Genomic DNA, 13,787 nt, shown 5'->3' on the forward strand with positions numbered 1-13,787 from the left:
CAGCGTGGCTTCCGGATCCGATCGCAATCCGATCATCATTGGCGGCCTTCCGAGTCAGGTTCCTGACTTCGATCCCGAGGAAACCCAGGAGTGGCTCGACTCCCTGGACGCCGCCGTCGACGAGCGCGGCCGCGAGCGGGCCCGCTACCTGATGCTGCGGCTGATCGAGCGGGCCCGCGAGAAGCGCGTGGCCGTGCCCGAGATGCGCAGCACGGACTACGTCAACACCATCGCCACCAAGGACGAGCCGTTCTTCCCGGGCAACGAGGAGATCGAGCGCAAGATCCTCAACGCGACCCGCTGGAACGCCGCTGTCATGGTGTCCAGGGCCCAGCGCCCCGGTATCGGCGTCGGCGGCCACATCGCCACCTTCGCTTCCTCGGCCTCGCTCTACGACGTCGGCTTCAACCACTTCTTCCGCGGCAAGGACGAGGGCGACGGCGGCGACCAGGTCTTCTTCCAGGGCCACGCCTCCCCTGGCATCTACGCGCGCGCGTACCTCCTGGACCGGCTCAGCGAGCAGAACCTCGACGCCTTCCGCCAGGAGAAGTCGAAGGCGCCCCACGGCCTGTCCAGCTACCCGCACCCGCGCCTGATGCCGGACTTCTGGGAGTTCCCGACCGTGTCGATGGGCCTCGGCCCGATCGGCGCGATCTACCAGGCCCGGATGAACCGCTACATGCACGCGCGCGGGATCGCCGACACCTCCAAGTCGCATGTGTGGGCCTTCCTCGGCGACGGCGAGATGGACGAGCCCGAGTCGCTCGGCCAGCTGACGATCGCCGCCCGTGAGGGCCTGGACAACCTGACCTTCGTCGTCAACTGCAACCTCCAGCGCCTCGACGGCCCGGTACGCGGCAACGGCAAGGTCATCCAGGAGCTGGAGTCGGTCTTCCGCGGCGCCGGCTGGAACGTCGTCAAGCTGGTCTGGGACCGCTCCTGGGACCCGCTGCTCGCACAGGACCGCGACGGTCTGCTGGTCAACCGGATGAACACCACGCCGGACGGCCAGTACCAGACGTACGCCACCGAGACCGGCGCGTACATCCGCGACCACTTCTTCGGCGACGACCAGCGGCTGCGCGCGATGGTCGAGAACATGACCGACGACCAGATCCTGCACCTGGGCCGCGGCGGTCACGACCACAAGAAGATCTTCGCGGCGTTCTCGGCGGCCAAGGCGCACAAGGGCCAGCCCACGGTGATCCTCGCCAAGACCGTCAAGGGCTGGACGCTCGGCCCCAACTTCGAGGGCCGCAACGCCACGCACCAGATGAAGAAGCTGACGGTCGACGACCTCAAGGGCTTCCGCGACCGGCTGCACATCCCGATCACCGACCAGGAGCTGGAGTCCGGCGCCCCGCCGTACTACCACCCGGGCCGGGACTCGGAGGAGATCCAGTACATGCACGACCGCCGCAACTCGCTCGGCGGTTATGTCCCCACCCGTGTCGTGCGCGCCAAGCCCCTCGCGCTGCCGGACGAGAAGACGTACGCGACCGTGAAGAAGGGTTCCGGGCACCAGTCGATCGCCACCACCATGGCCTTCGTACGACTGCTCAAGGACCTCATGCGGGACAAGGAGCTCGGCAAGCGGTTCGTGCTGATCGCGCCGGACGAGTACCGCACCTTCGGCATGGACTCCTTCTTCCCGAGTGCGAAGATCTACAACCCGCTCGGCCAGCAGTACGAGTCCGTGGACCGCGATCTGCTCCTCGCCTACAAGGAGTCGCCGACCGGCCAGATGCTGCACGACGGCATCTCCGAGGCGGGCTGCACGGCCTCGCTGATCGCGGCGGGCTCGGCCTACGCCACGCACGGCGAGCCGCTCATCCCGGTCTACGTCTTCTACTCGATGTTCGGTTTCCAGCGCACCGGCGACCAGTTCTGGCAGATGGCCGACCAACTGGCGCGCGGTTTCGTCCTGGGTGCGACCGCCGGACGTACGACTCTGACCGGTGAGGGCCTGCAGCACGCCGACGGCCACTCGCAGCTGCTCGCCTCGACCAACCCGGGCTGTGTCGCCTACGACCCGGCGTACGGCTTCGAGATCGCGCACATCGTGCAGGACGGTCTGCGGCGGATGTACGGCCCCGACAGCGAGGACGTCTTCTACTACCTCACCGTCTACAACGAGCCGATCCAGCACCCGGCCGAGCCGGAGAACGTGGACGTCGAGGGCATCCTCAAGGGCATCCACCGCTACCGCGAGGGCACTTCGGGCACCATCCCGGCGCAGGTCATCGCGTCCGGTGTCGCCGTGCCCTGGGCCATCGAGGCGCAGAAGATCCTCGCCGAGGAGTGGAACGTCAGGGCGGACGTCTGGTCGGCGACCTCCTGGAACGAGCTGCGGCGCGAGGCGGTCGACGTCGAGCGGCACAACCTGCTGCACCCCGAGGAGGAGCAGCGGGTGCCGTACGTGACCCGGAAGCTGTCGGGTGCGCAGGGTCCGTTCGTCGCCGTGTCCGACTGGATGCGGGCGGTGCCGGACCAGATCGCGCGCTGGGTGCCGGGGACGTACCAGTCGCTGGGCGCGGACGGGTTCGGCTTCGCGGACACCCGGGGTGCGGCGCGGCGGTTCTTCCACATCGACGCGCAGTCGATCGTGGTGGGCGTGCTGACCGAGCTGGCCCGGGAGGGCAAGGTCGACCGGTCCGTGCTGAAGCAGGCCATCGACCGCTACCAGCTGCTCGACGTGGCGGCGGCCGACCCGGGCGCCGCCGGAGGCGACGCGTAGGCATCGCGGTGATGTGAAGGGCGGTGGGGCTCAGGCCCCACCGCCCTTACCTCTTCTTTACGATGCGGTCATGAAGGAACAATCGGCGCAGGTTCGTTGGGAACACCTGACCCAGCGGCCTCTGATGGCGCTCGCGGTGTTGTTCGCCGTCGCCTATGCCGTGCCGATCGTGGACGACACGGCCGGCCGGTCGCTCACGAGGGTGTGCACGGCGGTCGAGTGGACGGTGTGGGGCGCGTTCGCCGCCGACTACCTCGTACGACTGTCGCTCTCCCGGGACCGGCGGCGATTCGTCCGCGACCACTGGCTGGACCTGTGTGCGGTGCTGTTGCCCATGCTCCAGCCGCTGCGGCTGCTGCGGCTGGTGGCGACGCTGCTGCTGGTGCAGCGGCGGGCGCGGATGGCCTCGCAGATCCGGCTGACGACGTATGTCGCGGGCGCGGTGGTCGGACTGCTGATGTTCGGCTCGCTCGCGGTGCTCTCGGTGGAGCGGGACTCGCCGGACGGGAACATCCGGACGCTGGGTGACGCGGTGTGGTGGTCGTTCACCACGATGACGACCGTGGGGTACGGGGACCACGCGCCGACCACCGGACTGGGCCGGATCATCGCGGTGGGGCTGATGCTCTCCGGCATCGCACTGCTCGGTGTCGTCACCGCGAACATCGCGGCCTGGTTCATCGCCCGCTTCGAGAGGGACGACGTGGAGGAGCGGCGGCAGACGGAGGCGATCGTGGCGCTGACCGAGGAAGTGAAGGCGCTGCGGGCCCAGGTGACCGCGTTGCAGGAGCAGCGGTCGGTCAGACACTGAGGTGGGCCCCCGGCCCATCCGCCGGGGGCCCTCCCCTCACTCCCCCCGGCTCAGAACATGCCGCTTCCGGGGGTGGCCGCTCCGGCCAGCCAGATGATGGCCAGGAGCGTGTCTATGGCGCCCAGTACGACGGCGACCAGGGCCGTCACCGGGCGGGAGCCCGTCCAGCTGCGGCCCATTCCGAGCCAGCCGGTCACGATCGCGATCGGGCCGAGGATGATCCCCAGTACGAAGAATCCCGCGACCGCGCAGATGACACCGATGATTCCGAGCGTCGCGCGATCCGGCCCGGTCCGTGACCACGTCCGGCCACGTGAGCGGGGGTGCCTGCGCGTGCGCGTGCCGTTTCCGAAACCCGCCATCATCAACAACTCCCTGAACCCCTAGGCAGATTGGGTTCGAGAGGGCGAGTACCCCCGCTGCGGGGCTCAATCCTCCGGCCTTGCGGCGCGCCGCCCCCCTCCGGCAGCGCGCCGCAGCACCGGCCGCCCTCCGCGGCATATGCACTGCCGTGCGGAGGGCTTGACTAACTGTGACCTGCGGCGCGTACCGGGGGCGAGGAATCTTTAGCGTCTTCACCCTGATAGGCGAAGTCGCCTGAAATCCCGTCAGTTTCGGCCCGCGGAAACTCCCGCGGGACAGGACCCGTCAGACGTGGCCCACTCCCGCGCCCGCCTCCGCGTTCTCGCCGCGCTTGGTGAGCAGGGCGACGAAGACGGCGATGGCGGCGACTCCGGCGGCGACCAGGGACGCCAGGCTCATGCCGGAGATGAAGGTGTCGTGCGCGACGTCGGTGATCTTCGCGGCGATCGCCTCCGGGGTTCCCTTGGCGACCGGCGGCATACCGACCTGGACCGCCTCGGAGGCCTGGGCCTCCTGGGCCGCGGTGAGCGGCGGCAGTCCCGCGTCCTTCCAGTTGCCGGCGAGGTCGCTGTCGACCTTCGACGCCATCACGGCGCCCAGGACGGCGGTGCCGAGGCTGCCGCCGATCTGCATCGCCGCCTGCTGGAGACCGCCGGCGACACCGGAGAGCTCCAGGGGGGCGTTGCCCACGATGACCTCGGTCGCGCCGACCATGACCGGGGCGAGGCCCAGGCCCAGCAGCGCGAACCAGAGGGACATCACCGCACTGCCGGTGTCCGTCTCCAGCGTGGACATGCCGTACATGGCGATCGCGGTGGCCGCCATGCCGCCGGCCAGCGGGATGCGCGGGCCCAGCTTGGTGATCATCACGCCCGCGAGCGGGGAGCCGACGATCATCATGCCGGTCAGCGGGAGGAGGTGGAGGCCGGCGTCGATCGGGCTCATCCCGTGCACGTTCTGGAGGTAGAACGTCACGAAGAACAGGCCGCCCATGAAGGCGATGGCCATGAGGACCATCAGGACCACGCCCGCGGACAGCGCGACCGAGCGGAACAGGCCCAGCGGGATCAGCGGCTCCTTCACCTTGGTCTCCCAGAAGGCGAAGAGCGCGAAGCCCAGGACCGACGCGGCGATGAAGGTCCACGTCTGTCCGTCGCCCCAGCCCCACGCCGGGGCCTTGATGAGGGCCCAGACCAGGCAGAACATCGCGGCCGACAGCAGGGCGATGCCGAGGATGTCGAAGGAGCGCGGGGCGTTCTCGGCGCGGTGGTCGAGCAGGATCAGGATGCCCATGACGAGGGCGAGGACGCCGACCGGCACGTTGATGAAGAACACCGACTGCCAGTTGACGTGCTCGACGAGGACGCCGCCGAGGATCGGGCCGCCCGCGGTGGAGGCGCCGATGACCATGCCCCAGATGCCGATGGCCATGTTGAGCTTCTCGGCCGGGAAGGTCGCCCGCAGCAGACCGAGCGCGGCCGGCATCAGCAGGGCACCGAACAGGCCCTGCAACACCCGGAACGTGACGACGAACGCGATGCTGTCGGACAGGCCGATCGCACCGGAGGCGGCCGCGAAGCCGACCACGCCTATCAGGAAGGTCTGGCGGTGGCCGAAGCGGTCACCGAGCTTGCCCGCGGTGATCAGGGAGACCGCGAGGGCGAGGAAGTAGCCGTTGGTGATCCACTGCACCTCGGCGAAGGTGGCGCCGAGGTCCTGCTGGATGGCCGGGTTGGCGATGGCCACGATGGTGCCGTCGAGGGCCACCATCATGACGCCCACGGCGACGGTGATGAGGGTGAACCAGGGGTGGCCGCGCAGCCCCGAGGCACGGGCTCCGTCCGACGGGGCGGCCGGCCTGTCGTCCCCCGGCCCCGTCTTGTCGAGCGTGGTCTGACTAGTCATACGGCGAGGCTAATGACAGCCACTGACAGTTGACAATCCAATTCATAAGTCGGTAACTGACACAGCATGGAAAACCTGCGCGAACGCAAGAAACAGCGCACCCGCGAGGCGCTGATTCGAGCCGCTCTCGAGCTGTTCACCACCCGCGGCTACGAGGGGACGACCGTCGACGACATCACGGAAGCCGTCGAGGTCTCGCAGCGCACCTTCTTCCGCTACTTCGCCAACAAGGAGGAGGCCGCCCTCGCCGTCGTCGAGATGGCCGTCGCGCACTTCACCGAGGCGGTGCGCGAGCGGCCGCCGCACGAGGCGCCGCTGGAGGCGATGCGCCAGGCGGTCCTGGAGGGCTGGGACTCGCTCAACGAGGTGATCGAGTCCGTCGTACCGGTGGAGCTGTATCTACAGATGTACCGGGTGATCGAGTCGACGCCGGTGCTGCTCGCCGCCCATCTGCGACGCTCCATGGAGGTCGAGGAGACCCTGGCGCGGGTGATCGCCGAGCGCGAGGGCCTCGACGTGGCGGCCGACCCGCGGCCGCGGCTCGCGGTGGCCGTCTTCAGCGGGGTGATGCGGGTGACGGAACGGCAGTGGAGCGCGGCTGCGGACTTCAGCCTTGACGCGATGCGGACGCTCACCGTTTCGTATCTCGAACAGGTGGGGCCGGCACTGACGGAGAACTGGCGAACACACTGAGGTCATCGCCACGCACACCGAAACGTGACCTCTGTCACTCGGTTAACGCGAGACCCTCTCGTTCTCCTAGTGTGTCCTTTCAGTGACTTCCTTCGACACCTCTCCCCAACTGAACGCGTCGCGCGCACTGCTCGCGCTGGCCGTGGTGTTCGTGATGCTCGCGACCACCGGCTGGACCGCCCTGCGCAACCAGCGGAACACGACCGAGCTCCAGAGCTCGCTCAGCTCCTGGGAGCACGGCCGGATAGCGGGACACCGGCTGCCCGACCCGGACGACTCGACCTCCGCCGCGCTCTCGCGCTTCTTCGCCTCGCTGACCACTCAGCAGCGCTCCGCCCTCGCCCGCCGCTATCCCCTCGCGGTCGGCAACATGAACGGCGCCCCCGTCGAGCTGCGCTACCGCGCCAACCGCATCGCGCTCGGCCAGGCCCGCAAGGTCGAGCTGAAACGCATGCACGACAGCCGGCTCTCGGCCGACGGGCAACGCCAGGCGGGCCACCGTATGCAGCGCTTCGAGGCGCTGATGAACACCAAGCGCAAGATCCTCGCCTTCGACCCGGCCGGCTCCGGGCGGGTCGCCGAGGTCTTCGGCAATCTGGACAAGGCGCAGCGGATCTCGGTCGTCGTCCCCGGCGTCGACACCGATCTGCTCACCTTCCAGCGCACCTACCGCAAGTACTCGGCCCCGGTCGGCATGGCCAAGTCGCTGTACGCCGCGGAGAAGGCGGCGAGCCCTTCGACGCGTACGGCCGTCATCGCCTGGGCCGACTACACCGCCCCCGGCGGCCTCGGTCTCGACTCGGCGACCGCGGCCCGCGCCGAGGGCGGTGCCGTCCGGCTCAACGCGCTGGTGCGCGCGCTGCCCGGCAGCACGTCCGTCTCCCTGTTCTGCCACAGCTACGGCTCGGTGGTGTGCGGTGTCGCCGCGCACACCCTGCCGGAGCGGGTGACCGACATCGCGGTGGCCGGCAGCCCCGGGATGCGGGTCTCCAACGCCGCCCAGCTGCACACCTCGGCCCAGGTGTGGGCGATGCGGGACGCCGACGACTGGATCCAGGACGTGCCGTACCTGGAACTCGGCGGTCTGGGCCACGGTGCCGACCCGGTGTCCTCCGCGTTCGGGGCACGGGTGCTTTCGGCGGCGGACGCGAAGGGGCACAGCGGCTATTTCGAGCCGGGTACCGAGAGCCTGCTGAACTTCGCCGAGATCGGCGTCGGCGCATATCGCTCGGTGCACTGTGCGAAGGACGACGAGGCCTGCCGCGCCGGTTTGTCCGGCACCGTGGCGGGCTGACGCGCGTAGAGACGCAGGAAATTGCGGTCTGCGCAGGGAGGCGACGGAGGAGCTCGTGCCGCATACGATGAGCCGCATGGGTGACGTACTGGCCGGATTTCATGCCGCCTGGGAGTTCGAGTCCGACTCCGTCCTCATCCGTTACGAGCGGGGGATTCGAACACCCAAGCTATTCCAGTCCCTGGGAGAGCGACGGATCCCCCTCTCGGCACTGTCCGGTGTGACACTCACCCCCGGCAAGCGCGGCACCGTGGTGCTGCGCGCCGAGCCCCGCCCCGGCGCCGACCCGCTGATGGAGGCGGCCGCGGGGCAGCTGAAGGAAGCGTGCGATCCGTACCGCCTCGTGCTGCCCGCCGAGCGCGAGGTGCTCGCCGAGTACTACGCCGACGAGCTGCGTGCCCTGCTGAAGCCGGACGACGGTGAGCCGGCCGAGCGGTTTCTGGTACCTGCGCCCGAAGTGCCGCTGTCCTTCAAGGCGTACGACGGGAAGGCGTCCTTCGACGGGAAGACCGTGCACTTCCGGTGGTTCTGGACGGGCGCGTCCTCGGCGAAGTGGAAGGCCGGCGACCAGAGTTTCCCGGTCACCGACCTCGGTGGGGTGGAGTGGCGCTCGCCCGAGGTGTTCGAGGGACATCTGCGGCTGATCCCGCGGGACGGCGACGGGCAGCCGGTGCAGGCCGACCAGGATCCGGCCGCCGTGGTGTTCGGGCTCGGATACGGGCCGGTGCACGAGTCGTTGCCGTTCGCTGCGGCGGTCTTGGCGGCGGTTCGGGAGCGGGGGGCGGTCGCGGCGGTGCCGGCCAGTGCGCCCAGGCGCGATCCGGCCGACATCGCCGAGCGCATTCGTCATCTCGGGGAGCTGCACCAAGCGGGGTTGGTGACCGACGAGGAGTTCTCAGTCAAGAAAGCGGAGTTGTTGGCTGAGCTCTGAGGTGCCCCTGGGTGGGTTCACTCACGGCCGGCAGAGGTGAACGTCATGTCTGCGTAGCGGTCGCCTGCCACCTTCGCCGCGATCGGCTCCAGCAGGGCCAGTTCGGCCTCCGTCAGGACGATGGCCGTCGCCTTCACGTTCTCCTCCACGCGGGTCGGCTTTCGCGTGCCCGGGATCGGGACGACCGTCAGTCCATGAACGTCGGCCTGTTGCTGGACCCAGGCCAGGGCTATCTGGCCCAGGGAGGCGCCGTGGGCCTCGGCGATCGTGCGGACCGGGTCCAGGAGGGCCGTGTTCGCGGCCGCGTTGTCGCCGGTGAAGCGGGGCTGGTGGCGGCGGAAGTCGTCGGCTGTCAGATCCTTGTCGGCGTCGGCGAAGGAGCCGGTCAGGAAGCCTCGGCCCAGCGGGGAGTACGGGACGAGGGCGACGCCCAGGTCACGGGCGGCCGGGACCACGCCCGTCTCGATGTCGCGGCTGAACAGGGACCACTCCGACTGCACGGCCGCGATGGGGTGGACGGCCTGGGCCGTACGCAGCTCCGTGCCGGTGACCTCGCTCAGGCCCAGGTGCTTGACCTTGCCCTCGCGGACCAGCTCGGCCATGGTCGCGACGGTCTCCTCGATCGGCACGTTCGGATCGCGCCGGTGCATGTAGTAGAGGTCGATCGCGTCGACGTCGAGTCGCTTCAGGCTCGCCTCGACGGCCTGGCGAATGTACGGGGTGTCGTTGCGGATGACGCGCCGGGTCGGCTCGTCCGGCGGGATCGACAGGGCGAACTTCGTGGCGATGACGACCTCGTCACGGTGGGCTTTGAAGAATGGCGAGAGGAACTTCTCGTTCTCCCCCGCGCCGTAGGCGTCCGCCGTGTCGTAGAGCGTGACGCCGAGTTCCAGGGCGCGCTCCAGGGTCGCCCGGGACGCGTCCGCGTCCGTGGGGCCGTACGCGAAGCTCATGCCCATGCAGCCCAGGCCCTGCACGCCCACCTCGGGGCCGTCGGCGCCCAGTCGTGCGGTCGGGATCCTGTGGTCGGTCATCCGGCCTTCTCCGTTTCGTAGCGGTGACCGGCGTCGGCGTAGAAGCTGATCTTCCGGTCGAGCACGGCGAGCGTGTCCTGCAGTTCCGTGATCCGGGACAGGACGTCCCGGCGGGTCGACTCCAGCAGTTCGAAACGCTCGCCGAAGGTGTGGTCGCCCTCGCGGACCAGTTCCGCGTAGCGCACCATGTCGGCGACCGGCATCCCCGTGAGCCGGAGCTTGCCGACGAAGTCGAGCCAGTCCAGGTCGCGGTTGCTGTAGCGGCGCTGACCGGTGTGCGAGCGGTCGATGTGCGGCATCAGGCCGATGCGCTCGTACCAGCGCAGCGTGTGCGCGGTCAGCCCGGTGAAGGCGACGACCTCGCTGATCGTGTAGCTGTCCTGGCCCTGGGGGCGCCGGTGCGGGTGCGGCGGGGCGCTGCAGCTGTCGGTCCTGGTACCCGTCGTGGTGGTCTCCATCACCGTCATGACCTCAACGCTATGACCTTGGAGTGCACTCCAAGCAAGCGAAACCGGTAAGAATTCGCGGGACGCCGACCGGGCGGGGTGGCTAGCGTGCGGGACATGAGTCTCGTACGACGTGCCACGCCCGAGGACGCCGGGGAAGTGCTGCGGCTGCGCCAGGTGATGATCGACTCGATGGCCGGCACCGATCCGTCCACCCAGTGGCATGCCGGGTCCCTGCCCGCCCTGAAGGCGCGGCTGGCCGACCCGAACGGGGACTTCGCGGTGTTCGTCGTCGATCATCCGGAGCGGCCGGGAGCGGCGGCGATGGCGGCCGGGACGCTGGAGTACCGGATCGGGCGGGCGGACAATCCGCACGGGCGGGTCGGGTACGTCTTCAGCGTCGCGACCGACCCCGACGCCCGCCGTCGCGGTTACGCGCGGGCGTGCATGACCGAACTGCTGGTCTGGCTCCGCGAGCGGGGCGCCGCCCAGGTCGACCTGAACGCCTCCGCCGAGGCCGAGCCGCTCTACGCCTCCCTCGGCTTCGTCCGCAAGCCGGACCCCTCGATGCGGCTGGCACTGTGACCGGCATAGTCTCGACGGCATGTCGCTGAAGAGCCTCGCCCTGATCGAGAACTGGCCGGTTCCGACCGCCGCCGCGGCCGTCGTACGGGCGGACGGGACCCTGCTCGGTACGCACGGTCCCGTCGGGCACCGGTTCCCGCTGGCGTCGGTCACCAAGCCGCTCGCGGCGTACGCGGCGCTCGTCGCGTACGAGGAGGGCGCGATCGAGCTCGACGAGCCGGCCGGGCCCGCGGGGTCCACGGTGCGGCATCTGCTGGCGCACACCTCTGGACTCGCCTTCGACGAGCACCGGGTCATGGCACCCGCGGGTGAGCGTCGGCTGTACTCCAACGCCGGGTTCGAGCAGTTGGGCGACCACATCGCGAAGGCGACGGACATCGCGTTCGCGGAGTATCTGCGGCAGGCCGTGCTGGAGCCGCTGGGCATGGTGTCGACCTCGCTGGAGGGATCACCGGCCAAGGACGGGGTCTCCACGGTCGAGGATCTGGTCCGGTTCGCCGCGGAGGTCCAGGCACCTCGGCTGCTGGATCCCCGTACGGTCGCGGACGCGATGACCGTCCAGTACCCGGGGACCAAGGGTGTCCTGCCGGGGTACGGGCACCAGAGCCCCAACGACTGGGGGCTCGGCTTCGAGATCCGTGACTCCAAGTCCCCGCACTGGACGGGGTCTTCGTCCTCCCCTCGTACCTTCGGGCACTTCGGGCAGTCCGGTACGTTCCTGTGGATCGACCCCGTCGCGGGCGCCGCCTGCGTGGCGCTGACCGACCGCGCCTTCGGGCCCTGGGCGATCGAGGCATGGCCGGCCTTCACGGACGGGGTACTCGCGGACCTGCGAGGCTGAGCCCGCTTTCCTCGCCCCCGCCGCCCCTACCCCGTTCCCATCCCTGGGGGCTGCGCCCCCAGACCCCCGCTGTCGGCCCTGAACGGGCCTCGTCCTCAGACGCCGGACAGGCTGAAAGATGCGGACCGGCCTCGAGAAGCGAAGCCCCGGCGAGCGGGTCGGGCCCTACATCTCCCAGATCAGCAGTTCCGCCGCCGTCACACCCACCGCTTCCAGGCCCTCGGCGTCCGTGACGCGGGCCGCGTCGCCCGGGTGCAGGTGTTCGCCGGCCAGTTGTACTTCGCCGCGGACCACGTGGACGTACAGGTGTCGGCCGTCCGGCACCGCCGTCCGCTCGCCGATCGCGAGCCGGCGTACGTGCAGCATCGCCGCGGCCTCCGGGACGGCGTACGGCGTCGAGTCGGCGATGCCGCGGACGATCTCGTAGGACGGTTCGCCGCCGGGCTCCAGGGGGGCCAGCCACATCTGCACGAAGGTCAGCGGGGTGTCGCCGTCGTTGCGCTCCACGTGGCGGACACCTGCGGCCGAGCTGAGGCGCTGCACGTCCCCGGGCCGCACGGTCGTCTCGTGGCCCGTCGAGTCGCGGTGGGTGAGCTCGCCCTCCACCACCCAGGTCACGATCTCGGTGTGGCTGTGCGGATGCTCGTCGAACCCGGCGCCGGGTTCGAGCCGCTCCTCGTTGCAGGCGATCACCGCGCCGAAACGGAGGTTGCCGGGGTCGTAGTGCGGACCGAAGGAGAAGGCGTGGAAGGACTCGATCCCGGTCGCCGGATCGCCCCCTGGGTAGCGCTCAGCGGCGCGCCGTACGTCCATCACGGACCCCACCGTAGCCCTCACCCGGTACCCGGCGGAGCGCACTCACGTCCGGATAAGGCAGTCTTGTCCCGTGCCCGAACCCGAAGCCAGCAACACCGAAGCCTTCGCACGTGACTCCCATCCGCACTCGGCGACCCTGAAGCGGCTGGAGAAGTCAGCCGGGTCCCTGGCGGCGCAGGCCATCGCGCGGATGGACGAGACGCTGTCGTGGTACCGGGCCATGCCCCCGGAGAACCGTTCCTGGATCGGGCTGGTCGCGCAGGCCGGTATCGCCGCGTTCACCGAGTGGTTCCGGCATCCCGACGCCCCGCAGGCGATCTCCACCGACGTGTTCGGAACCGCTCCGCGCGAGCTGACCCGGGCCATCACGCTGCGGCAGACCGTGGAGATGGTGCGCACCACCATCGAGGTCATGGAGTCCGCCATCGACGAGGTGGCCGCTCCCGGTGACGAGTCCATCCTGCGCGAGGCCCTTCTCGTCTACGCCCGCGAGATCGCCTTCGCCACCGCCCAGGTCTACGCCCAGGCCGCCGAGGCACGCGGTGCCTGGGACGCCCGGCTCGAATCGCTGGTCGTCAACGCCGTGCTCAGCGGCGAGGCCGACGAGGGGGCCGTCTCCCGGGCCGCCGCGCTCGGCTGGAACGCGCCCGAGCATGTGTGCGTCGTCCTCGGCACCGCTCCCGACGGGGACTCCGAGCTCACCGTCGAGGCCATTCGGCGGGCCGCCCGGCATGCCAAGCTCCAGGTGCTCACCGGGGTGCTCGGCGACCGGCTCGTCGTCATCGCCGGCGGCAGCGACAATCCGCTCGCCGTCGCCAAGTCGCTGATCGGGCCTTATGCGGCCGGACCCGTGGTCGCGGGGCCCGTCGTACCCGATCTGCTGGCCGCCACGCGATCCGCGCAGGCCGCCGCGGCGGGGCTCAAAGCCGGTACTGCCTGGCAGGACGCCCCGCGCCCGGTACTGGCGGACGATCTGCTTCCGGAGCGCGCCATCGCGGGTGACCCGAGCGCGCGCGAGCAGTTGGTGGAGGAGATCTACAGACCACTGGAGGAAGCCGGTTCAGCGCTCCTCGAGACGCTCTCGGTCTATCTCGAACAGGCGAGCAGTCTCGAAGGCGCCGCGCGGATGCTCTTCGTCCATCCCAACACCGTGCGCTACCGGCTTCGACGTGTGACTGACGTCACCGGCTGGTCGCCCTCCGACGTACGTTCCGCGTTCACGCTGCGGATCGCCCTCATCCTGGGGCGTCTGGTCGACGGAGATATCCAGCTCTAGGCTTTTGTCGGGGGTCCACAAAACCCCCTCCTGTTCTTCGTCCCTGTCCCCACGG

At 69.7% G+C, this 13,787-nt stretch carries 13 protein-coding genes; 8 read left to right on the forward strand and 5 right to left on the reverse strand.

The window, feature by feature from the left end:
- Window positions 1-4 precede the first annotated feature (4 nt).
- Together aceE and ACIOHP_RS08765 are read left to right on the forward strand one after the other, a co-directional pair.
- Window positions 5-2,737 carry a pyruvate dehydrogenase (acetyl-transferring), homodimeric type gene (gene aceE / locus ACIOHP_RS08760; protein WP_361540175.1) on the forward strand — a complete coding sequence of 911 codons (2,733 nt, stop codon included), beginning with the start codon at window positions 5-7 and terminating at the stop codon, window positions 2,735-2,737.
- A gap of 70 nt (window positions 2,738-2,807) precedes the next feature.
- Window positions 2,808-3,548: a potassium channel family protein gene (locus ACIOHP_RS08765; protein WP_361540178.1), complete on the forward strand. Its 741-nt coding sequence runs from the start codon at window positions 2,808-2,810 to the stop codon at window positions 3,546-3,548.
- Between the two features lie 50 nt (window positions 3,549-3,598).
- On the opposite strand, the gene ACIOHP_RS08770 is transcribed toward ACIOHP_RS08765, so the two are convergent.
- Complete coding sequence (locus ACIOHP_RS08770; RefSeq protein WP_307031452.1) at window positions 3,599-3,913, reverse strand: small hydrophobic protein; 315 nt, start codon at window positions 3,911-3,913, stop codon at window positions 3,599-3,601.
- A 283-nt stretch (window positions 3,914-4,196) separates the two neighbouring features.
- Window positions 4,197-5,816 (reverse strand): MFS transporter, encoded by a 1,620-nt coding sequence (locus tag ACIOHP_RS08775; protein ID WP_401884714.1) that lies wholly within the window; start codon window positions 5,814-5,816, stop codon window positions 4,197-4,199.
- A gap of 66 nt (window positions 5,817-5,882) precedes the next feature.
- On the opposite strand from ACIOHP_RS08775, the gene ACIOHP_RS08780 reads away from it, so the two are divergent.
- From ACIOHP_RS08780 to ACIOHP_RS08790, 3 genes are all read left to right on the forward strand, one after another.
- Complete coding sequence (locus ACIOHP_RS08780; RefSeq protein WP_401884716.1) at window positions 5,883-6,509, forward strand: TetR family transcriptional regulator; 627 nt, start codon at window positions 5,883-5,885, stop codon at window positions 6,507-6,509.
- Between the two features lie 82 nt (window positions 6,510-6,591).
- The gene (locus ACIOHP_RS08785) at window positions 6,592-7,803 is read left to right on the forward strand and encodes an alpha/beta hydrolase (protein ID WP_361540187.1); all 1,212 of its coding nucleotides are present in this window, start codon (window positions 6,592-6,594) and stop codon (window positions 7,801-7,803) included.
- 67 nt (window positions 7,804-7,870) lie between these two features.
- The gene (locus ACIOHP_RS08790; RefSeq protein ID WP_401885243.1) at window positions 7,871-8,734 is read left to right on the forward strand and encodes a DUF4429 domain-containing protein; all 864 of its coding nucleotides are present in this window, start codon (window positions 7,871-7,873) and stop codon (window positions 8,732-8,734) included.
- A 17-nt stretch (window positions 8,735-8,751) separates the two neighbouring features.
- On the opposite strand, the gene ACIOHP_RS08795 is transcribed toward ACIOHP_RS08790, so the two are convergent.
- Both ACIOHP_RS08795 and ACIOHP_RS08800 read right to left on the reverse strand, forming a co-directional pair.
- On the reverse strand, window positions 8,752-9,768 hold the full coding sequence (locus ACIOHP_RS08795) for an aldo/keto reductase (RefSeq protein WP_401884720.1): 1,017 nt from the start codon (window positions 9,766-9,768) through the stop codon (window positions 8,752-8,754).
- A complete protein-coding gene (locus ACIOHP_RS08800; RefSeq protein WP_307031443.1) occupies window positions 9,765-10,235 on the reverse strand; it encodes a MerR family transcriptional regulator in 471 nt (156 codons plus the stop codon). Before ACIOHP_RS08800 ends, ACIOHP_RS08795 begins: the two co-directional genes overlap by 4 nt.
- A gap of 96 nt (window positions 10,236-10,331) precedes the next feature.
- Here ACIOHP_RS08800 and ACIOHP_RS08805 point away from each other — a divergent pair, with 96 nt between their 5' ends.
- Entirely contained in the window at window positions 10,332-10,799 is a 468-nt protein-coding gene (locus tag ACIOHP_RS08805; protein WP_361540192.1) for a GNAT family N-acetyltransferase, read from the forward strand.
- A gap of 19 nt (window positions 10,800-10,818) precedes the next feature.
- Entirely contained in the window at window positions 10,819-11,640 is an 822-nt protein-coding gene (locus ACIOHP_RS08810; RefSeq protein WP_361477649.1) for a serine hydrolase domain-containing protein, read from the forward strand.
- 165 nt (window positions 11,641-11,805) lie between these two features.
- Here the strand turns inward: ACIOHP_RS08810 and ACIOHP_RS08815 are convergent, their stop codons facing one another.
- Window positions 11,806-12,453, reverse strand: coding sequence for a pirin family protein (locus ACIOHP_RS08815; RefSeq protein WP_401885245.1), 648 nt, complete (start codon window positions 12,451-12,453; stop codon window positions 11,806-11,808).
- A gap of 73 nt (window positions 12,454-12,526) precedes the next feature.
- On the opposite strand from ACIOHP_RS08815, the gene ACIOHP_RS08820 reads away from it, so the two are divergent.
- Window positions 12,527-13,732 carry a CdaR family transcriptional regulator gene (locus ACIOHP_RS08820; protein ID WP_046259152.1) on the forward strand — a complete coding sequence of 402 codons (1,206 nt, stop codon included), beginning with the start codon at window positions 12,527-12,529 and terminating at the stop codon, window positions 13,730-13,732.
- The last annotated feature ends 55 nt before the right edge of the window (window positions 13,733-13,787 follow it).

Source organism: Streptomyces sp. NPDC087859, from assembly GCF_044742595.1.
Lineage (GTDB): Bacteria > Actinomycetota > Actinomycetes > Streptomycetales > Streptomycetaceae > Streptomyces > Streptomyces canus_F.

What these genes read in the sequence shown, in the direction of transcription:
- ACIOHP_RS08765 (WP_361540178.1), top strand. Translation starts at nt 2,808, where the DNA reads ATGAAGGAACAATCGGCGCAGGTTCGTTGGGAACACCTGACCCAGCGG.
- ACIOHP_RS08770 (WP_307031452.1), bottom strand. Translation starts at nt 3,913, where the DNA reads ATGATGGCGGGTTTCGGAAACGGCACGCGCACGCGCAGGCACCCCCGC.
- ACIOHP_RS08775 (WP_401884714.1), bottom strand. Translation starts at nt 5,816, where the DNA reads ATGACTAGTCAGACCACGCTCGACAAGACGGGGCCGGGGGACGACAGG.
- ACIOHP_RS08780 (WP_401884716.1), top strand. Translation starts at nt 5,883, where the DNA reads ATGGAAAACCTGCGCGAACGCAAGAAACAGCGCACCCGCGAGGCGCTG.
- ACIOHP_RS08790 (WP_401885243.1), top strand. Translation starts at nt 7,871, where the DNA reads ATGAGCCGCATGGGTGACGTACTGGCCGGATTTCATGCCGCCTGGGAG.
- ACIOHP_RS08795 (WP_401884720.1), bottom strand. Translation starts at nt 9,768, where the DNA reads ATGACCGACCACAGGATCCCGACCGCACGACTGGGCGCCGACGGCCCC.
- ACIOHP_RS08800 (WP_307031443.1), bottom strand. Translation starts at nt 10,235, where the DNA reads ATGACGGTGATGGAGACCACCACGACGGGTACCAGGACCGACAGCTGC.
- ACIOHP_RS08805 (WP_361540192.1), top strand. Translation starts at nt 10,332, where the DNA reads ATGAGTCTCGTACGACGTGCCACGCCCGAGGACGCCGGGGAAGTGCTG.
- ACIOHP_RS08810 (WP_361477649.1), top strand. Translation starts at nt 10,819, where the DNA reads ATGTCGCTGAAGAGCCTCGCCCTGATCGAGAACTGGCCGGTTCCGACC.
- ACIOHP_RS08815 (WP_401885245.1), bottom strand. Translation starts at nt 12,453, where the DNA reads ATGGACGTACGGCGCGCCGCTGAGCGCTACCCAGGGGGCGATCCGGCG.